Raw genomic sequence first — 20,870 nt, forward strand, 5'->3', positions numbered from 1 at the left:
GTCGGACCCGCGTGATGTGATGGTTGCATGAGTTCGCTTCCCCGCTCAACCACCGCGCGACCGACCACCGTGCGACCGCCCGGCGTTCGGCTGGCGCTCGTCCCGCCGGCCGCCGGCCCGTCGCGGCACCCCGCGTTGAGTGCCGACCAGCGGGCGATCGTCGATGTGCCGCCCGGCAGCGGCCCGGTCTTGGCGTGGGGCGCGCCCGGGACAGGCAAGTCCACGGTGCTCATCGAGGCCGTCGCCCACCGTGTGGAGCGGGACGGGCTGGACCCGGCCGGCGTGCTGCTGCTGGCGCCGTCACGGCTGGCCGCGGCCCGGCTGCGCGATGGCCTCAGCGCGCGGCTCACGCGCAGCCTGAGCACATCCCCGGCCCGCACCTGGTCGTCATACGCGTTCGACCTGCTGCGCCGCGCCAGGGTGGAGGGCCGACTCCCGCACCTGGACTCGGGCCCGCGCCTGATGAGCGGCCCGGAACAGGACCAGGTCATCAAGGACCTGCTCGACGGGCACCGGCTGGGGATCGGCCGCGATCCGCGGTGGCCGGCCGACCTGCGTGAGGCGCTGGGCACGCGCGGTTTCCGCCAGGAGATCCGCCAGCTGTTCGACCGGGTCATTGAATACGGCCTGACCCCGGACCGGCTGGCCGCGCTGGGCCGCGACCTCGACCGGCCGGACTGGGTGTCGGCGGCCTCCCTGTACGACGAGTACCGAGACGTCGTGGACTGGGGGAAGTCCGGCTCCTTCGACCCGGCCGGCATCATCACGGCCGCCACCACCCTGCTCGCCAACGACCCCGACTTCCTGGCCCGCGAACGGGAGCGGGTGCAGTTCCTGCTCGCCGACGACGTCCAGGAGGCCAACACGGCCGTGTACGACCTGCTGGCGGTGATCGCCGGCGGCAAGGACGCGCTCGTGACGGCCTCCCCGGACACCGTCGTGCAGGGCTTCCGCGGTGCCCGGCCGGACCTGGTCGGTACGCTGCGCGAGCGGCTCGCCCGCCCCGCGACCCATACGGAGGTGCACGAGTTCGTGCTGTCCACCTCCCACCGCATGGGCCCGGCGCTGGCCACCGGCTGGGCATCCGTGGCCGACCGCATCTCGCAGACCCGGGGCGGGCACAAGGCCCGCATCCTCGAATGGCCGAAGGACCGGCCGGGCGGCCAGGCCGGGCAGCCGGGCACGGCACCGGCGGCGAGCGGGCCGCCGTCGTCCATCCGGGGGAACATCTGCGCGCATGTCGTCGCCTCGGAGGTGCACGAGCTGCGCCTCGTGGCCGAACGCATCCTGCACGTCCAGCACATCGAGGGCCGCAACCTGGCGGACATCGCCGTGATCGTGCGCACCGGCGCGGCGCTGGCCGCGCTGCAACGCTACCTCAGCGCGCACGGCATCCCGGTCAAGGTGCCGGTCGCCGAGAACCCGGTGCGCGACGAACCGGCCGTGCGGCCCCTGCTGGACGCGCTGCGGATCTGCCTGGACCCGGACGTGCTCGACGCCGAGCTGGCCGTCGCGCTGCTCACCTCGCGGTTGGGCCGCTCGACGGCGCTGCACCTGCGCCGGCTGCGGCAGGCGCTGCGGCGGCAGGAACTGGGCGACGGCGGCGGCCGGGCCAGCGACCAGCTGCTCGTCGCGGCGCTGCGTGACCCGGCCATGTGCTCGCACCTCGGCTGGGAGGGGGCCAACGCGGCCCGCATGTCCGCCATGCTGGCGGCGGGCGCGGCGGCCATGACGGAACCGGGGGCCAACGCCGAGACCGTGTTGTGGGCGTTGTGGGCGGCCGCCGACTGCTCCGACACGTGGGAGGCGCAGGCGCTGGCCGGCGGGCCGGCGGGCATCCGCGCCGACCGCGACCTGGACGCCGTCATGGCGTTGTTCGAGGCCGCGGAACGGTACGTCGACCAGCTGCCGGGTTCCAGCCCGGCCCAGTTCCTCGACTACCTGCTCAGCCAGGAACTCCCCATGGACACGCTTGCCGCCCGGGCCCAGCGTGCCGACGCCGTGGAGATCCTCACCCCCGCCAGCGCGGCCGGGCGCGAATGGCCGGTGGTCATCGTGGCCGGGCTGCAGGAGGGGGTGTGGCCCAACACCCGGCTGCGCGGGGAACTGCTCGGCAGCCAGCTGCTCGTCGACGTGCTCGAACGCGGGGCGGCCGCGGCCCGCCAGGTCGACCCGGCTACCCGGTTGCGCGAGACCCGCTACGACGAGCTGCGCAGCTTCGCCGCCGCCATGTCCCGGGCGAGCGAATCGCTGATCCTGACGGCCGTGGCCGGCCACGACCTGCAGCCGTCGCAATTCATCGACCTGGCCTCACCGTGGGACGTCTCCGACGGTCCGGTGCGCGCCATCGAGCAGGTGCCCCGGCCCATGACGCTGCGCACGCTGGTGCCGGAACTGCGGCAGGAATCCGAGATGACGGGGGACCCGGAGGCGGCCCGCATGCTGGGCCTGCTGGCCCTGGCCGGGGTGCCCGGCGCCCCTCCCGAGCAGTGGTGGGGGCTGGCGCCGTTGAGCTCCGAGCAGCCGATCATCGCCGCCGACGAGCCCGTGCACGTGTCCCCGTCCAAACTCGATGCCGTGAAGAAGTCTCCCTTGAACTGGTTCGTCCGGGCCGCCGGCGGCGAGCGGGCCACCGACCTGGCCCGCAGCCTCGGCACGCTCATCCACGCCATCGCCCAGGACCTGCCCGAGGCGGCCGGGCACGAGTACGTGGCCGAGCTCGAACGGCGCTGGCCCACCCTCGGCATGGGCGAAGGCTGGGAGAGCGAGGTTGACTTCGCCCGGGCGCGGGAGATGCTGCGCAAACTCGCCCAATACGTGGTCGACGCCCGCGCCCAGGGACGGACGCTGATCGGGGTGGAGGTCAACTTCAGCGTCGACCTGCCCGCGGGGGACCGCACGGCCCGGCTCAAGGGCCAGGTGGACCGGCTCGAGGCCGACGCCGACGGCCGGCTCGTGATCATGGACCTGAAGACCGGCCGGGGCAAGCCCACCGCCAAGGAGATCGTCCGGCACCCGCAACTGGGCGCCTACCAACTGGCCGCCCGGGAGGGCGCGTTCGACGACGCCGCGCGGGCCGCCGGGATCGAACCGCACGGGAGCGGGGGCGCGGCGCTGGTGCCGCTCGGCGACGGCACGAAGTCCATGAAAACCCAGGACCAGGCGCCGCTGGGCACGGACACCTGGGCCATGGAGGATGTGCTGCTCGCCGCCCACGTCATGTCCGGCGCCATGTTCGAGGCCCGGCACGATGAAACGTGGACGCCCCGCTCGGGCTGTCCGTTGCCGGAAGTGTGCCCGCTGTGCGCGGCAGGAAAGCAGATCACCGAATGAGCCCGGACCCCGTCCTCTCCCCGCACCGGCTGGCCGAACTGCTGCACCAGCCGCCGCCCACCGACGAGCAGGCCGCCATCATCAGCTCCCCGCTGGAGCCGCTGCTCGTCATCGCCGGGGCCGGCTCGGGCAAGACCACCACCATGGCCGACCGTGTCGTGTGGCTTGTGGCCAACGGCCTGGTGCTGCCCGAACAGGTGCTGGGCGTGACGTTCACGCGCAAGGCCGCCGGCGAGCTGGCCGCCCGGATCCGCCGCCAACTGGGCAAGCTGGCCGAGCTGGCCCGCACGCCCGGCCTGGACCTGCCGCCGGCCGCCGCGGCCCTGGACGCGCTGGAACCCAAGGTGTCCACCTACCACTCGTACGCCAGCGGGATCGTGTCCGACTACGGGCTGCGGCTCGGCGTGGAACGCGACGCCGTCGTCCTTGGCGCGGCGGAGGCGTGGCAGTTGGCCAGCGAGGTGGTGGAGGCCCACGACGGCGACCACGAGCACTTCACGGCCGCCAAGTCCACGCTCATCCAGGCGGTCATCGACCTGGCCGGTGAATGCGCCGAACACCTGCAGGACCCCGACCACGTGCGCGCCGTGATCGACGGTTACGTGTCCCGGTTCGCGGCGCTGCCATACCTTGACGGCACGCCCAAGCCCGCCACCGCGGCCGCCGTGAGGCTGCTGGACATCCTGCGCACCCGCAGCTCCGTCGTCGCGCTCGTGCAGTCCTATGCGGCGGCCAAGCGCCGCCGCAACGCCCTCGACTTCGGCGACCTCGTGGCCCTGGCCGCGCGTATCGCCGCCGAGGTGCCGCAGGCCGGCGACCTCGAGCGCCGCCGCTACAAGGTGGTGCTGCTCGACGAGTTCCAGGACACCTCGCACGCCCAGTTGCGGCTGTTCGCGAAGCTGTTCGGCGGCGGCCATCCGGTCACGGCGGTCGGCGACCCGCACCAGTCGATCTACGGCTTCCGCGGCGCGTCCGCCGGGCAGCTGTTCCGCTTCCCCGAGGTGTTCACCGAGGACGACGGCGGGTACGCGCCGACCGCCGAACTCACCATCGCCTGGCGCAACGCCGGGCGCATCCTGCAAACCGCCAACGTGATGTCCGCCGAGCTGGCCGCGGCGCAGCGGCGCAAGGCCGACGCTGCGCTGGCCGCCGGGCTGTCCGCGGCCGAACGTGCCGCCGCCGGCCCGTCCGTCACGGTGTCGCCGCTGCGGGAGAAGCCCGACGCGCCGGCCGGGGAGGTGGTGCTGGCGCGGTACGAGACCGAGCACGACGAGGCCGACGCCATCGCCGCGACCATCCTGGACCGCAAGGGCGACTTCACCCACCACAGCGCCGCGCAGGGTGCGATGACGGTGGCGGTGCTGTGCCGGCGCCGGGCCCAGTTCGCGGCGCTGCAATCCAGCCTCGACGCGCACGCCATCCCGTACGAGATCGTCGGGCTGGGCGGGCTGCTGGCCACCCCGGAGATCGTGGACCTGGTGGCGACCCTTCGCGTGCTGGCCGATCCGGCCCGCTCCGACGCGCTCATGCGGCTGCTGACCGGGGCGCGCTGGCGCATCGGCACGGCCGACCTCATGGCGCTCGCGGACTGGTCCCGGTACCTGGCCCGGCGGCGGTCCTGGGCCGCCGCGCACCGCCACGTGTTCGACCCGGCGAACCCGGCCGCCGGCGACGCGTTCGACGACAGGACGTTCAGCGACGGCGCGGCGTCCGGTGACGCCCTGGTGCAGTCCGACCTGGCCGACGCCGCGTCACTGGTCGAGGCCATCGACTACCTGTCCGCCGATTTCTGGCCCGGGTCCGTGCCGCGCACGCTCACGGCCGAGGGCCGGCGCCGGCTGCTGGCGCTGCGGGACGAATTGCGTGTGCTGCGCGGGTTCGTCGGCGACGACCTGACGAACCTGCTCGGCGCCGTGGAGCGGACCATGCTGCTGGACATTGAGCTGGCCGCCAAGCCCGGGTCCAGCATCCACCACGCACGCCGCAACCTCGACGCGTTCGCCGACGCGGCCGCCGAATTCATGCAATCGGGTGAGCGCGTCGACCTGTCCGCGTTCCTCGGCTGGCTGGAGACCGCCGAATCGGAGGAGGGCGGGCTGGAGCGCGCCCCCGTGGAGGCGAACCCCGACGCCGTCCAGCTGTTGACGGCGCACGCCTCCAAGGGGCTGGAGTGGGACATGGTGTTTGTGCCCGGCATGAACGCCGGCGCGTTCCCGAGCGGCCGCACCGACCGGTGGTCCACCGGCGCCAGTTCGCTGCCGTGGCCGCTGCGCGGCGACCGGGCCGACCTGCCCGTCTGGGAGCTGGACGCCCCCGATCTCAAAACGCTGCTGGACAACGAGAAACTGTTCGCCGAGGACGTCTTGGCCCACGGGGAACTGGAGGAGCGCCGTCTCGCGTACGTGGCGTTCACACGGGCACGCGACTTCCTCATGTGCAGTTCCACGCTGTGGGGGAACGGTCTGAAGGCGTTGGCACCGTCGCCTTTCCTGGCCGAACTGCTGCCGCTGGCGTCCGGGCCGCGGCCGTTGGCGCGGATCGCGCACTGGCAGGACGAGCCTGTGGACGGCGACGCAGGGAACCCGAACACGGCCGGGGTGGAGACCGCGCCCTGGCCCTACGACCCCCTGAACGGGCCGGACATCCGGGGCCGGCGCGGGGTCGCGTCCCGGCCCGGCCGGCGCGCCAACGTGGAACGCTCCGCCGCCGCCGTCGTCGCGGCGCGCGAGCAGGCCAGGGCCCTCGTTCCGGAAGGGGCGCCCGACCCGGTCGGGGCCCTGCTGGACCGGCAGGGGCTGGCCGAGGCGAACCCGCGCTGGGGACGGGAGGCCATGGTGTTGCTGGCCCAGGAACGCCTCGAGCAGGACCATTTGAGCGTGGAGCTGCCCGCCCACATCTCGGCGTCCACGCTCGTGGCACTCGGCGAGGACCCGGACAAGGTGACCCGTGCGCTGCGCCGGCCGGTGCCCCGCAAACCGGGCATGGCGGCCCGGAAGGGGACGGCGTTCCATGCGTGGGTGGAGGAGTACTTCGGCACGAGCGGCCAACTGGACCTGGACGAATTGCCGGGTGCCGACGCCTACGTGGACGAGGCCTATGGGCTGGCCGCCATGCAGGAGACGTTCCAGGCCTCCGCCTGGGCGGCCCGCACGCCGGCCACACTCGAGGTCCCGGTCGAGACCCGCGTGGCCGGCGTCGTCGTGCGCGGGCGCATCGACGCCGTGTTCCGCGACGCCGACGGGCGCTGGGACCTGATCGACTGGAAGACCGGTGCCGTGCCATCGAAGTCCAAGCTGGCCGTGCGGGCCGTCCAGCTCGCCGTGTACCGGCTGGCGTGGGCGAGACTCAAGGGGTGTCCGCTGGAGGACGTGCGGGCGGCGTTCTACTACGTCGGCCAGGACCGGGTGGTCCGCCCGCACGATCTTGCCGGGGAGGACGCCCTGGAGGCGGTCATCACCGGCGCCTACGCCGGATTCGACGGATGAGGACCGCCCGACGCCAAGTAGTCTTGATCTCAATGACCTGGGGGTCGCGCCGGACCAGCCGGCAACATCGAGGATGAGGGGCAATCACTTGCGCAAGACAGTCATGGGGGCAGTGTGCGCGTTGGCCGTGGCGGCGGCAGCCGTCGTCGGACCGGCGCTGCCGGCCGGGGCCGCGGACCGGTCAACCGGACCCGCGTCGGCCCAGGCCACAGCTACGGCCACGAAAGCGGAATCTGAGACAACCGCGGGCAACGCCGCAACCGGTGGCGTCGACGGGCCCACGAACCAACCACTGAAGCGATCGCTGGCCAAACCGGCCGCGACGGGCACCATCGTCAAGGACAGCAACCTCACACAGGTCGCGGACATCTTCAACGGGATCAACACGTTCCGTGCCTCGAAGAAGCTGCCGCCGGTCAAGCTGACGCCGGCCATCAGCGCCGTGTCGCAAAAATGGTCGGACACGCTGGCCACCACCGGGGACGTTTACACCAGCCCCCACAACCCCAACGTCGGCAGGCAGATCCCGGCCGGGTGGACCGGTTGGAGCGAGATCGTGGCCTGGCGGTCGGACCGCTCGGGCCAGGGCATGGTGGACCTGTGGATCGGGTCCCCGCCGCACAACAAGATCATGTCGGACCCGACCTTCACCACCATCGGCATCGGCGTGACCTTCACGGACGGCACGGCCGGCCGGTTCGCCACGTATGCGGTGGTGAACCTGGCCACGTACAAGTCCAACCCGTCGCCGACGTATTCCTCGATTGCCAACTGGCGGGCGGGCATCCCCGACAAGGGCGAGGTGGCGCCGCCCAGTCCCGGCCCGACCCCGCAGTCCACGGCCAGCATCCCCAACGCCGGCGACGTCGTCGCCATCGATGGGGGCGGCCTGTTGTGGAATTACGGATCCCCGTCGCTGTCGAACCGGCGCCAGATCGGGAACGGCTGGGGCGCGGCGCAGAAGATCACCGTGGTCGACTGGGACCAGGACGGCGTGCAGGACATCCTGGTCCAGTGGAAGGATGGGCGCCTGGCCGTCTACTACGGCCGGGCCGCCGGCGGATTCCAGGCCCCCGTCGCCATCGGCGTCGGCTGGACCGGGTATGAGGTCACCGTCGGGAGGTGGAACAACGCGAACCCGTTCCCGTCCATCGTGGCCCGCGATCCGGGCGGGCTGCTGTGGCACTACCCGAACGTGGACGGTCGCGGGTTCGGTGCCCGCATCCAGGTCGGCACCGGCTGGAACGGCCTGGGCATCGCGCAGGTCGATTGGGACCAGAACGGGACCATGGACATGATCGCCATCCGCGGCAACGGGCAGCTGGTCCTGTACCGGGGCAACGGTGCCGGCTACTTCGTCTCCGAGGCGCGCCCCGTGGCGGGCACCGGGTGGACCGGCTACTGGGTCACCGGCGTCAACGGTTTCCGCGGCGCCGGAACGCAGGGACTGCTGGCCAGGGACCCCGACGGACTGTTGTACCACTACGCCATGACGAGCGCGGGGGTGCAGCCGGCCGTGCAGATCGGCAACGGCTGGGGTCCGTACACCATCGCGTCACACGGTTAGTGGCGGTGGCCGGGAAGATTTGCCGGTTTCGGGTTCGTGGCAACGGGGTTGGTGCCGCCTGGGCTTCGATGGGCCGGCTGTCATGGGCGGAAGGACCCTGGCGTCTGGCGAACCAGTGGACGGTAAACGCTCGTTTGTGAACGAGTGGGCGGTAGGTGCTCGTTTTGGGCCGATTTTCGACATCTGCTGCCCAGTAGTTTGCGTCGTCGACATCTACTGTCCGGCAGTTGCGTCCAGGGCGCGGGCGCCCCGGCCGACTCCGGCGAGGCAGCCCCTGACGCGGCGACGGCCGCCCGAACAACCATCCTCGCCCTTTCGCGTCACACGGCTAGTCTTCCAGCGGGATGACCTTCAGCGTGGTCGTATCCGTCTCCTCGGCCGTCGCCGTGACGGCGTCCGGGGCGGCGGTGGCCGCCGTGTCGGCGGCGTTTCCCGCCGGCTCCGCGTCGATCGGCGTGACGGTGACCTTGCCGTCGTCGTCCGGCTGCTCCGTGCGACCGGCGTCAGGGCCCGCGACGGGGGCGGGCACGGGTTCGGTGCTGATCGGCCGGCCGCCGTGCGTGGCAATGTCGGCCTCGAGCGTGCGCAGCATCGCCTCGGCGTCCGCGACCATCTGCCGGTCTCCGGCCGCCACGCCCTTCACCAGCCACTGCGCCAGCGCGAACTCGGCGCTGAGCGCCGCGCGGCGCATGAGGTGGGGGTCGGTGGCGTCGGTCCGGGCCTCCCTGTAGGCGGCGACGACGTCGTTCACGAACGCCTGGTCGTGGATGGCCACCAGCCAGGCCAGGTCGTCGGCCGGGTCGCCCACGTGCAGGTCCGTCCAGCCGATCACGGCCGTCACCCGGGTGTCCTCGAGCAGGATGTTGTCCTCGTGCAGGTCCCCGTGCACCACCGAGGCGTTGAAGCGCCACAGCGCCACGTCCTCCAGGGCGTGCTCCCACCGGCGCAGCAGCGCGGCCGGAATCTTACCGGTGGTCGCGGCCTGGTCCAGCTCGGTGAGCTTGCGCTGGCGGAACTCGTTGGCCGTGTAGCTGGGCAGGTCGGCGCCGGTGACGATGTCGACCGGCATGTCGTGGATGGCGGCAATGGTGGCGCCCAGCTCCTTCGCCAGCCGCGCACCGCCGGCGGGGATGGCGTCGATGGTCCGCGACTTGCCGGCCAGGTGCGAGTACACGAACGTGGTCAGCGCCCCCTGCCGTACGGTCCCGGCCACGGTGGGCAGCAGGAACGGCAGCTCGGCCCGGATGCCGGGGGTGAACGCGCGCAGCACGGCCAGCTCGGTCTCCAACCGGGTGCTCGCCTCGGCGTGCCTGGGGGAGCGCACCCGCCAGCGCCGTGATTCGGCGTCCACGAGCAGCGCGGAGTTGAAGTCTGCGGCGTCGTCGGGCTCGAGGGCGCACCCCGTCAGTTCCAGTCCCGGCACGGCCGCGCTCGCAATGGCGGCCAGTTCTAGCGCAGTCAGTCGTCTCACCCCTCAACCGTAGATGCCGCGGGCGCGAACGGGCCGACCCTGTCGCGGCGAGTCGGCAATCGGCCCGCGGGCGCGCAAGTGTCATTTGGGCGCCGTTCGCCGTACCGTAGAGGCATGATCCAACCCCTGCCCTGGCCCGACGCCGTCCTCGACCGGGACAGTGACAACCGCCAGGAACCGGGATTCCTGGACGCCGTGCGGACCCGCGCCTCGCGCCGGCTCATGATCATCCAACGGGGGCGCACGCTCGTCCGCGACGGCCGGATCAGGTACCTGCGCCCCGACGAACTGCCCGCCGGCGTGCTGGCCCGCGAGGACCAGGCCGTCTACCTGGGCGCCGTGCTGCCGGGCCTCGGCGACGGCGCCGGCACCGACCTGCCGGCCGGCACCGAGGTGCTGATGCTTGATGTCACGGACGACGACGACCCGCTGGCCTGGGTGCCCGGCGGCGCGGTGCCCGTCAATACGGGGCCCGGTGACACAGTGTTGATCGACTACCGCGAGGGGGCCGAGGGCCTGGGCGCCGTGGACGCGGGCATTTTCGTGGAGGCGCAGGGTGTGGCCAACTGGCATCGCACCCATCCGCGCTGCCCGCGGTGCGGGTCCGCGACCACGCTGGAATGGGCCGGCTGGATGCGTCGCTGCGTGGCCGACGGCTCCGAGCATTTCCCGCGCACCGACCCGGCCGTCATCGTGGCCATCATCGGCGCCGACGACCGGATCCTGCTCGCCAACAACGCCAGCTGGGAGACGAACCACTTCTCGACCGTCGCCGGGTTCGTCGAGTCCGGCGAGAACCTGGAGCAGGCTGTGGTGCGGGAGATCGCCGAGGAGGTCGGGGTGCGCCTGCACACGCCCACCTACGTCGGCTCGCAGGCGTGGCCGTTCCCGCGTTCCCTCATGCTCGGTTTCCTGGCCCGCACCGATGACGTGGAGCCCATGCCCGACGGCGTCGAGGTGGTCCGGGCCCGCTGGTTCGGGCGGGCCGAACTGCAGGCGGCCGTGCTCAGCGGCGAGGTCGTGATCTCCCGCCGGACGTCGATCGCGCGGTCGTTGATCGAGCACTGGTACGGGGGGCGCATCGCGAACGCCGGTGAAACGCCGGTTGCCCCGGTCATCGCCGGGTCGGTGGCACCGTGAGCGAAGCGAATGCCCGGCTGGACCTGGATGAGCGCGGCGTCGAGGAACGCATCCTGGCCGGGCTCGACGACGAGCAGCGGTCCGTCGCGACGACCCTGGCCGGTCCGCTGTGTGTGCTGGCGGGCGCCGGCACGGGCAAGACCCGCGCCATCACGCACCGCATCGCCTACGGCGTGCACACCGGCGTGTACAGCGCCAACCACCTGCTGGCGGTGACGTTCACGGCGCGTGCCGCGGCGGAAATGCGGGCGCGGCTGCGCGACCTGGGCGTCGGCAACGTCCAGGCCCGCACCTTCCATGCCGCGGCGTTGCGGCAGCTGCAGTATTTCTGGCCGCACGCCGTCGGCGGCCAACTGCCGGGCCTGCTCGAACACAAGGCGCAGACCATCGCCGAGGCGGCTCGCCGGTTGCGGCTGCCCGCCGACCGGGCCGGCATCCGCGACCTGGCGGCGGAGATCGAGTGGGCCAAGGTGTCCATGCTGACGCCGGAGACGTACCTGGCCAAGGCGGCGGACCGCGGCGAGCCGGCCGGGCTGGACCGCACCAGCGTGGCCCGGCTGTTCCAGTCGTACGAGGACGTCAAGACGGACCGCAACCTGATCGACTTCGAGGACGTGCTGCTCGTGACGGTCGGCATCCTGCAGGAGGACGAGCGCGTCGCGGCGACCGTGCGCGACCAGTACCGGCACTTCGTCGTCGACGAATACCAGGACGTCTCCCCGCTGCAGCAGCGCATGCTGGACCTGTGGCTGGGCGGGCGCCAGGAGCTGTGCGTGGTCGGCGACGCCAGCCAGACCATCTACTCGTTCACGGGCGCCACGCCACGGCACCTGCTCGACTTCAAGGCCCGGTACCCGGACGCCGGCGTCGTGAAGCTGGTGCGCGACTACCGGTCCACGCCGCAGGTCGTCGGGCTGGCGAATGCGCTGCTGTCGTCGCGGCGCAGTGCCGGGCCGGCCGCCGACGCGTTGTGGTCGGCGCCGTTGCGGCTCGTGGCGCAGCGCCCGTCCGGTCCGGAGCCCGAGTTCGTCGAGTGCAGCGACGACGAGGCGGAGGCCGCGGCCGTGGCCGCCCGCATCAAGGTGCTGCTCGACGGCGGCACCGAGGCCGCCGCGATCGCCGTGCTGTTCCGCACGAACGGTCAGTCGGAGGCGTATGAGCAGGCGCTGGCCGCGGCCGGGATCGGTTACCAGTTGCGCGGCGGTGAACGCTTCTTCGCCCGCAAGGAGGTCCGTGACGCCATCTTGCAGCTGCGGGCCGCGTCCCGGGCCGCCGAGGGCGAGGCCGTGGGGCAGATGGTCCGCGACGTGTTGTCCAACCTGGGCTACCAGGCGGAGGCGCCGAAGTCGTCCGGCGCGGTGCGCGAACGCTGGGAGTCGCTGGCCGCGCTCGTGGCCCTGGGCGACGAGCTGGTGGCCGCCCGCGGGGAGGGGTTCACGCTGGCGCATTTCGTGGCCGAGCTGCAGGAGCGCGCCACGGCCCAGCACGCCCCGACCGTGCAGGGCGTCACGCTGGCGTCGCTGCACTCCGCCAAGGGCCTGGAATGGGATGCCGTGTTCCTGGTCGGGCTGAGTGAGGGCCTGATGCCGATCTCCTTCGCGGACACGCCGGAGAGCGTTGATGAGGAACGCCGCCTGCTGTATGTGGGCATCACGCGGGCGCGGAAGTTCCTGACGTTGTCGTGGTCGACGGCGCGCACGCCCGGCGGCCGCGCGAACCGCCGCCCGTCCCGCTTCCTGGACGGGCTGCGGCCCCATTCGACGGCGACCGCGTCAAGCCGGATGCCGGCGCGCAAGACGCGCAAGGCGGCGGCGCCGAGCACCTGCCGCGTGTGCGGGAAGCTGCTGTCGACCGGCGCCGAACGGAAGGTCGGCCGGTGCGCCGACTGCCCGCCCGGCTACGACGAGGCCGTGTTCGAGGCGTTGCGCCAATGGCGGCTGTCCGAGGCCGCCACGGCCGGCGTCCCCGCCTATGTCGTGTTCACCGATGCGACGCTCATGGCCATCGCCGAGTCCTCGGCCCGGACGCTCGAGCAGCTCGCCGCACTGCCCGGCGTGGGCCCGGCCAAGCTGGACCGCTACGGCTCGGCCGTGCTGGAGATCGTGGCCAGGGCCTGATCCTGGATCCGGCAGCTGCAGTCCGGGTGGGCGGACAGTTCCTGCCGGCTCCAGCAACCGTCGGCGCCATGGAACGTCAGCGTCGCCGACCATGCGCCCGGGCGGTTGACGGCATCGATGTACAGCAGCACCTGGGCGGCCGCCGTGCCGGCCAGGGCGGTGGACAGCGCGGCGCTCTCAAGGGCCGGGTGGCGCCCGGGCCCGGTGCCGGGCGGGCCGGCGGCCAGCTGCCGGGACACCTCGTCCCACTGCGGGTCGGCGGCGCCGCGGTGCCGTTCCAGGCATTCCCCGCACGGCGTGGCGCCGGGAACCACGAGCGGGCCGACCACGCCGTCCTGTTCGCGCAGCAGCACGTACAGGTGCGGGCGATCCGCGGCCAGCAGCCGCGCCTCGGCGGCCGCGTCGACGGCGTCGTGCCCGACCTGGACCACCAGGTCGAGCCGCGGCAGGTCCGGCCCGCCCGGGTCGCGGCCGTGCACCACGTGCGGCCGGCACTCCGCGTCCAGGCGCAGCAGGCGCCGGCGCAGGGCCAGGGAACGCCGAAGGCCGATGTCGGGGCCGCCGTAGGCCCCGCCGTCGACGTCGGACGCCGTGACGGGCCGGTCGTCCTCGAGCAGCAGGGTGCCGATGCCCGAGGTGACCAACGCCGTGGCCAGCGCCGCACCGGTCCGGCCCAGTCCGATGATGCGGACGACGGCGTCCTCGCGTTGGTCGAGCAGGCCCAGGGCGGGGTGGTGGTGCAGGCCGGCGAGGAAATGCTCCTCGGCCAGCAGCCGGTCGCCGCGAAGGCCGGGCAGGTGGAAGTCGTCGTCGTCGAACAGTGCCGGGGCCAGCGACCGGCAGATCTCGGCCGCGCGCGCGAAGCTCATGTCCAGGTCGGCGAGAATGGCCGCCAGATCCCGTCCGGCCGTGCCGCGGCGCAGCGTCTCGACGAAGGCCAGGTCGGCCGCCGTCATGCCCTCCACGATGAAACCGCCGGGACCCACGCCGACCTGCACACTCGTGGCGTTCCGGTACACCACACGCAACCCGGGATTGATCCTGGCCATGGCTCCTCCATTTCGGTTCGGGCGCGCGGCCCGTGTGGACGATGGTTGCACGAATCCCCGCCGCCCGCCTCCGGTTATCCACAGGCGGGCGTTGTCCACACCGTGGCTGCCGGTCGTCGCGAGGCGCCCGCGGGACGGGATACGGTCGAGGCATGGCAACCAGGAACCGCGCCTACCCCGTGGGCGACTTCACGACGGCGCACACCACCCGCACCGGCGCACCCGTGATCGTGCGGCGCTCCACCCGGCGCACGCGCAACATCGCCGCGTTCTGGGAGGCCGGCACGGCCGTGATCGCGATCCCGGCACGGCTGAGCGCCGCGGAGGAGACGAAGTGGGTGAGCCACATGCTCGACCGCCTCAATGCGGGGGAGGACCGCGATGAGCGCCGCCCCACCCTCGTGGGGGACGGGCTCGCCGCCCGGGCGCTGCTGCTCTCCGTGCAGTACCTGGGTGCGCGCGCACGGCCGCGGTCGGTGCGCTGGGTATCGAACCAGCACAAGCGGTGGGGGTCGGCCACGCCGGCCACCGGCGACATCCGGATCTCCGATGCGGTCAAGCCCATGCCGGACTACGTCCTCGACTATGTCCTGCTGCACGAGCTGGCGCACCTGATCGTGGCCGGCCACGGCAAGGACTTCTGGGCCCTGCTGGCCGGCTACCCGCAGCTCGAACGGGCCCGCGGATTCCTGGACGGCGCCGCGTTCGCCGCCCAGCGCGGGGTGGCGTTCGACGGCGGGGAGGACATGTAGGTTCCCTCCACCCAACTGGTGGACTGTTGTTGCACGAAATCCACGGAAAACGTGCAATTACCGTCCACCAGTTGACGCGCGGCAGGTCAGCTCGCCGCGGGGGTGGGGCCGTCGTCGGGCGTGTCGTCCGGCGTGTCGGTCGTCGTGTCGGGGGCCTTGTCGTCGAAGCCGCCCTCGAGCAGCTTGGCCAGCGCAGCGTCCACCTCGGACTCGGAGGCCTCGGACGCCTCGCGCCGGGCGGCGAATCCGGACGGGTCGTCCAGGTCGGCTGCCGTGGGCAGCAGGTCCGGGTGCTTCCAGATCGCGTCGCGGCCCTCGATGCCGCGCTCGTCGCGCATCGACTTCCACAGCGTGGCGGCGTCGCGCAGCCGGCGAGGGCGCAGCTCCAGGCCCACGAGGGCGCCGAACGCGTGCTCGGCGGGGCCGCCCGTGGCGCGGCGGCGGCGCACCGTCTCACGCAGCGCGGCGGCGGAGGGCAGGTTCGTCGCCGCCTCGAACGTGAGCTCGTCCACCCAGCCCTCGACCAGCGCCAGCGCCGTCTCCAGCTTGGCCAGGGCGGCCTCCTGCTCGGGCGTCTTGGCGGGCATGAACACGCCCTCCGACAGCGCGTCCTGCAGGTCCTGCGGGTTGCTGGGATCCAGGTTGCGGGCCACGTCCTCGATCCGGGACATGTCGATGTGGATGCCGCGCGCATACGACTCGATGGCGCCCAGCAGGTGGCCGCGCAGCCACGGGACCTGCACGAACAGCCGGGCGTGCGCGGCCTCGCGCAGCGCCAGGAACAGCCGCACGTCGGCCTCCGGCAGGTCCAGGCCCGCGCCGAACGCCTTCACATTGGCCGGCAGCAGCGCCATCTGCAGGTCCGCGAGCGGCACGCCGATATCGGTGGAGCCGACCACTTCCTTCGCCAGCGCCCCGACGGCCTGCCCCAGCTGCATGCCGAACAGCGCCCCGCCCATGTTCTGCAGCATGGAGGATGCCTGGCCCATCATGGACTTCATCTCCTCGGGCAGCTGCTCGTTCATGGCCGTGGACAGCGCAAACGCGATGCTGTTGGCCACCGGTTCGGTCAGCCGCTTCCACGTGCCCAGTGTCTCCTCGACCCATTCGGCCCGTGACCAGGCCCGGCCGATGATGCCCGTGCTGGGCAGGTCGGTCACCGGATCCAGCCACAGCTCGGCCAGCCGCAACGCCTCATCGACCTCCCGCGACTGTGCGGCGGTGACGGACGGGTCATCGCCGGCCGCGGCGGCCCGGGCGTTGTCGTGGGCCAGGTCCCAGTTGACCGCCGTGTCGCTGTCGGCGCTCATCATGGCCTGCACCTGCGCGAACATCTGGGCGAGCGTGTTCGGGTCCGATGGCAGGCCCGCGGCCTTGGCCAGCTCGGCCGGGTCGAATCCCTCGATCCCCTCGCCCCCCATCAGCCGGGCCAGCATTTCAGACAGCGGGTCCTTGGGGGTGTCGTCGTCGTTGTTGGCTGGGTTCGTGGACATGGTGTGCCGATCGTCGCAGGGGGTGCTGGTGATTTCACGTTACCGCCGCGCCCGGGGGTTGTCGCCCCCGCCGGCGCCGCTGTTCGCTACCGGCAAATCAACCGGCAAATCACCGACCGCAATCCGCCGGCCCGGGACGGACGACGGCGGCGCTCACCGCTCGCCGCGGGCGAAACCCAGTAGGCTGGTGTGGATACCCGGTGCCGCATGCCCGGGGGCCGAAGAGTTCGTTGGCACCGCTATCACGTCCAGGGAGAGGAACGCGCATTTGAGCGAGGAGAACGCGGCAGTCCCGGCCCCGGCCGCTGCCCCGAAACGACCCCGCGACGGCCGGTTCCCGGCCATGCTGGTCTCCGGCGTGCTGGCCGCCGTCCTCGCCATCGTCGCAATCCTGGTCCCGGTCCCGTACGTCATCGAATCACCCGGCCCGGCCATCAACACCATCGGCAAGGTCAACGGCGAGCCGATCATCACGGTCACCGGCCAGAAGTCGTTTCCGGGAACCGGCACACTGGACCTGACCACCGTCCACATGTTCGGCGGGCTGCCCGAGAGCCCGGTCAACATCTTCCAGGTGCTGCGCGCATGGGCGAGCAACAGCAATAACATCTACCCGGCCGAACTGATCTACGCGCCGGGCACCAGCGAGCAGACGATCTCCGGGGAGAACGCGGCGCAGATGACCTCCTCGCAGGAGGACGCGACGGCCGCCGCGCTGAAACAGCTGGGCATCAAGTACACGACGCACCTTGCCGTCGCCGCGATTCCGTCCGGCTCGGCATCCGCGGGGCGGCTCAAGCCCGGCGACGTGCTGGTGTCCATCGACGGGACCAGGATCGCCGGCCTCACGGTCATCCAGGACGCGCTGGCCAAGGGCAACGGCGCCCCGGCCAGCCTCACGATCAAGCGTGCCGGCGTCGAGAGCACCGTTTCGGTCACGCCGCAGAAGGCCGGCACCGGCAAATACGTGCTCGGCATCCAGGTCCAGTACAAGTTCGATTTCCCGTTCCAGGTCAGCTTCGCCCTGCCGAACGTCGGCGGCCCCAGCGCCGGCATGATGTTCAGCCTCGGGATCATCGACACGCTCACGCCGGGCAACCTGACCGGGGGCAGGCACTTCGCCGGCACCGGCACGATCGACCCGGACGGCACCGTCGGGCCCATCGGCGGCATCGCACAGAAGATGATCGGGGCCCGCCAGGCCGGCGCCGACTACTTCCTGGCCCCGGCCCCGAACTGCGGCGACGTCGTCGGGCACATCCCGCAGGGGTTGCAGGTGATCAAGGTGGCCACGTTGTCGGCCGCCTATGACGCCGTGAAGCTCATCGGTTCGGGACAGGACGGTTCGAAACTGCCGACCTGCAGCTAGCGGGAACTTCCCGCCGTCGTCCTTCGTGCCACAACTGAGGGCACCCACACCCGCACCATCCACCCACTACCGACCAACAAAGGCCAGCCAACCATGAGGTACCAGTGAGCACCCGACCCTCACCGTCCAGCCGACCCGCCAACACGCGCCGCCGGCGCGGTGCCCTGCTGCCGACCATCATCGTGGTCGTCGTGCTCGTCATCGCCCTGGTCATCTTCGCGGGCATCTACACCGACGCGCTGTGGTTCAGCCAGCTCGGCTACAGTGGTGTGTTCTGGCGTGAACGGATCGCCAAGCTGCTGATCTTCCTGGCCGGGTTCCTGGCCATGGCCGGTGGCGTCTACGCGTCCATCCGCATCGCCTACCGGGCACGCCCCGTGTACGCGCCCGACTCCGCCCAGACCGACAACCTGCACCGTTACCAGTCGCAGCTCGAACCCGTGCGGCGGGTGGTCATGCTCGGCGTCCCGATCGTGTTCGGCCTGTTCGCCGGCGCGGCCGCGATCGCGCAGTGGCAGAAGGTGATGCTGTTCTTCTTCCAGGTGCCGTTCGGCAAGACAGACCCGCAGTTCGGGCTGGACATCAGTTTCTACACGAACACGCTGCCGTTCGTCGGCTTCGTCATCGGCACGCTGATCAGCGTTACCGTCGTGGCCGCCATCGCCGGCATCCTCACGCACTACCTGTACGGCGCCATCCGCCTGCACGACCGCGGCCTCTATGCCTCCCGTGCCGCGCAGGTCCACCTGGGCGTGCTGGCGGCCCTGTTCCTGATCCTGCTCGCCATCAACTTCTGGATGGAACGCTACGGGACGCTGCAGGACAACTCCGGTTCCTGGGCCGGCGCCCTGTACACGGATGTCAACGCCGTCATCCCGACCAAAGCGATCCTGGCCGTCGCGGCGCTGCTCGTGGCCGTGCTGTTCGTCGTCTCCGCCGTGATCGGCCGGTGGAAGCTGCCGCTGATCGGCACGGCCATGCTCGTCATCACGGCCATCGTCGCCGGGGGCATCTACCCGTGGGCCATCCAGAACCTGCAGGTCAAGCCGTCACAGAAGACGCTCGAGTCCCAGTACATCGGCCGCAATATCAACATGACGCGGCAGGCCTACGGGCTCGCCGACATGGAGGTCACCGCCTACGACGCCAAGACGACCGTGAGCGCCGGCCAGTTGCGCAAGGACGCCAACACGGCGGCCAACATCCGCCTGCTGGACCCGAACCTGGTCTCGGCCACGTTTGCGCAACTGGAACAGTACCGCCCCTACTACAAGTTCCCCAAGACACTCAACGTGGACCGCTACACCATCGACGGCAAGGTCCAGGACGCCGTCATCGCCGTGCGCGAGCTGAACCCCGACGGCATCAGCCCGGGCCAGCAGACCTGGTACAACCAGCACCTGGTCTACACGCACGGCTACGGCGTCGTGGCCGCCTACGGCAACAACGTCACCTCCGACGGCAAGCCGGTCTTCATGCAGTCCGGTGTTCCCTCGACGGGCGTGCTCGGCGACTACGAACCGCGCATCTACTTCGGCCAATACATGACCGACTACTCGATCGTGGGCGGGCCCGCGAACGGCTCCCACGTCGAACTGGACCGCCCGCAGGGCTCGTCCGGGTCGTCCGGGGAGTCCATGACGACGTTCACCGGCAACGGCGGTCCGAACGTGGGCAACTGGTTCAACCGGCTCATGTACGCGTTGAAGTACCAGTCCTCCGACCTGCTGCTCACCGACGGGGTCAACAGCGATTCGCAGATCCTGTACGACCGCACCCCCGTGGACCGCGTCGCCAAGGCCGCGCCCTACCTGACGATTGACGGGAACCCATACCCGGCCGTCGTCGACGGCCGGGTCAAATGGATCGTGGACGGGTACACGACCAGCTCGTACTATCCGTACTCGCAGCAACAACAGTTGCAGCAGGCCACATCCGACTCGCTCACCGCCCAGGGCTCATCCTCGGCGTTGCCCGCGAACACGGTCAACTACATCCGCAACTCGGTCAAGGCGACCGTGGACGCCTATGACGGGTCGGTGACGCTGTACGCGTGGGACGACCAGGACCCGATCCTGAAGGCGTGGGAGAAGGTCTTCCCGACCTCGGTCAAACCGTACTCGGAGATGTCCGGGGACCTGATGAGCCATGTGCGGTATCCGGAGGACCTGTTCAAGGTCCAGCGGTCGCTGCTGGGCCAGTACCATGTGACGAATCCGGACGACTTCTTCTCCAACACGTACGCGTGGAGTGTGCCGGACGATCCGACGACGTCCTCGACCGACAAGCAGCCGCCGTACTACCTGTCGCTGCAGATGCCCGGTGACACCCGGACGGCGTTCTCGCTGACGACCGGCTTCATCCCGCAGGTCGTGGCGGGGACCGAATCGCGCAACGTGCTTTACGGGTTCCTGGCCGCCAACGGCGACGCGGGCGACGTCAAGGGGGTCAAGGGCAAGAACTACGGCAAGTTGCAGCTGCTCGACCTGACCGCGAACACGCAGGTGCCCGGTCCGGGCCAGGTGCAGAACACGTTCGTGTCCGACCCGTCCGTCTCGGAACAGCTGAACGTGCTCAAGCTGGGCCAGTCCGAGGTGCTCAACGGCAACCTGCTGACCCTGCCCATGGGCGGCGGCATGCTGTATGTGCAGCCCGTCTACGTGAAGGGCACCGGCTCGACGTCATACCCGACCCTGCAACGTGTCCTGGTCGCCTTCGGCAACAAGATCGGCTACGCCCCGACACTCAATGAGTCGCTGGACCAGCTCTTCGGCGGCAACTCGGGCGTCCAGACACCGGACGCCGGCAATGCCAGCGCCGGGTCGGGCAGCGCCGGCAGCTCGAACGCCGGCGCCGGCACCGCACAGGCAGACAACCCGGCCCTGCGCGCGGCGCTGGACCAGGCCGGCCAGGCGCTCAAGGACAGCCAGGCGGCACTCGCCAAGGGCGACTTCACCGCCTACGGCGCGGCCCAGAAGAAGCTGAGCGAGGCCATTGCCGCCGCCATCGCGGCCGAGGGCAAACCGTCCACGGGCGCGGGCAAGGGCACGGCCACGAGCTCGCCGACGGCGACGCCCACGCCGTAGGAGACGAA

Annotated in this window: 11 protein-coding genes; 8 read left to right on the forward strand and 3 right to left on the reverse strand. The window is 71.4% G+C overall.

Annotated elements, in window-relative coordinates; genetic code table 11:
* Positions 1 to 27 precede the first annotated feature (27 nt).
* From EJC77_RS01035 to EJC77_RS01045, 3 genes are all read left to right on the forward strand, one after another.
* Positions 28 to 3,333 (forward strand): ATP-dependent helicase, encoded by a 3,306-nt coding sequence (locus EJC77_RS01035; RefSeq protein ID WP_125609715.1) that lies wholly within the window; start codon positions 28 to 30, stop codon positions 3,331 to 3,333.
* Positions 3,330 to 6,818 (forward strand): ATP-dependent helicase, encoded by a 3,489-nt coding sequence (locus EJC77_RS01040; protein ID WP_125609716.1) that lies wholly within the window; start codon positions 3,330 to 3,332, stop codon positions 6,816 to 6,818. The genes EJC77_RS01035 and EJC77_RS01040 overlap by 4 nt, the downstream gene beginning before the upstream one ends.
* Before the next feature lie 88 nt (positions 6,819 to 6,906).
* The gene (locus EJC77_RS01045; RefSeq protein ID WP_164520267.1) at positions 6,907 to 8,385 is read left to right on the forward strand and encodes a CAP domain-containing protein; all 1,479 of its coding nucleotides are present in this window, start codon (positions 6,907 to 6,909) and stop codon (positions 8,383 to 8,385) included.
* A gap of 328 nt (positions 8,386 to 8,713) precedes the next feature.
* Here EJC77_RS01045 and EJC77_RS01050 read toward each other — a convergent pair whose 3' ends face one another.
* Complete coding sequence (locus EJC77_RS01050; RefSeq protein ID WP_240629614.1) at positions 8,714 to 9,856, reverse strand: macrolide 2'-phosphotransferase; 1,143 nt, start codon at positions 9,854 to 9,856, stop codon at positions 8,714 to 8,716.
* A 114-nt stretch (positions 9,857 to 9,970) separates the two neighbouring features.
* Between EJC77_RS01050 and nudC the strand changes: the two genes are divergently transcribed.
* Positions 9,971 to 10,996 (forward strand): NAD(+) diphosphatase, encoded by a 1,026-nt coding sequence (gene nudC, locus EJC77_RS01055; protein ID WP_125609718.1) that lies wholly within the window; start codon positions 9,971 to 9,973, stop codon positions 10,994 to 10,996.
* Complete coding sequence (locus EJC77_RS01060) at positions 10,993 to 13,113, forward strand: ATP-dependent DNA helicase UvrD2 (RefSeq protein WP_240629616.1); 2,121 nt, start codon at positions 10,993 to 10,995, stop codon at positions 13,111 to 13,113. The genes nudC and EJC77_RS01060 overlap by 4 nt, the downstream gene beginning before the upstream one ends.
* Here the strand turns inward: EJC77_RS01060 and EJC77_RS01065 are convergent.
* Positions 13,074 to 14,162: a TOMM precursor leader peptide-binding protein gene (locus EJC77_RS01065; protein ID WP_125609719.1), complete on the reverse strand. Its 1,089-nt coding sequence runs from the start codon at positions 14,160 to 14,162 to the stop codon at positions 13,074 to 13,076. The genes EJC77_RS01060 and EJC77_RS01065 overlap by 40 nt on opposite strands.
* A gap of 152 nt (positions 14,163 to 14,314) precedes the next feature.
* Between EJC77_RS01065 and EJC77_RS01070 the strand changes: the two genes are divergently transcribed.
* Positions 14,315 to 14,914 carry a M48 metallopeptidase family protein gene (locus tag EJC77_RS01070; RefSeq protein WP_125609720.1) on the forward strand — a complete coding sequence of 200 codons (600 nt, stop codon included), beginning with the start codon at positions 14,315 to 14,317 and terminating at the stop codon, positions 14,912 to 14,914.
* 86 nt (positions 14,915 to 15,000) lie between these two features.
* Here the strand turns inward: EJC77_RS01070 and EJC77_RS01075 are convergent, their stop codons facing one another.
* Complete coding sequence (locus EJC77_RS01075; protein WP_125609721.1) at positions 15,001 to 16,407, reverse strand: zinc-dependent metalloprotease; 1,407 nt, start codon at positions 16,405 to 16,407, stop codon at positions 15,001 to 15,003.
* Positions 16,408 to 16,675: 268 nt separating this feature from the next.
* On the opposite strand from EJC77_RS01075, the gene EJC77_RS01080 reads away from it, so the two are divergent.
* Entirely contained in the window at positions 16,676 to 17,776 is a 1,101-nt protein-coding gene (locus EJC77_RS01080) for a YlbL family protein (protein ID WP_240629618.1), read from the forward strand.
* 104 nt (positions 17,777 to 17,880) lie between these two features.
* On the forward strand, positions 17,881 to 20,862 hold the full coding sequence (locus EJC77_RS01085) for a UPF0182 family membrane protein (protein ID WP_240629619.1): 2,982 nt from the start codon (positions 17,881 to 17,883) through the stop codon (positions 20,860 to 20,862).
* Positions 20,863 to 20,870 lie beyond the last annotated feature (8 nt).

Source organism: Specibacter cremeus, assembly GCF_003946885.1.
GTDB classification, from domain to species: domain Bacteria; phylum Actinomycetota; class Actinomycetes; order Actinomycetales; family Micrococcaceae; genus Specibacter; species Specibacter cremeus.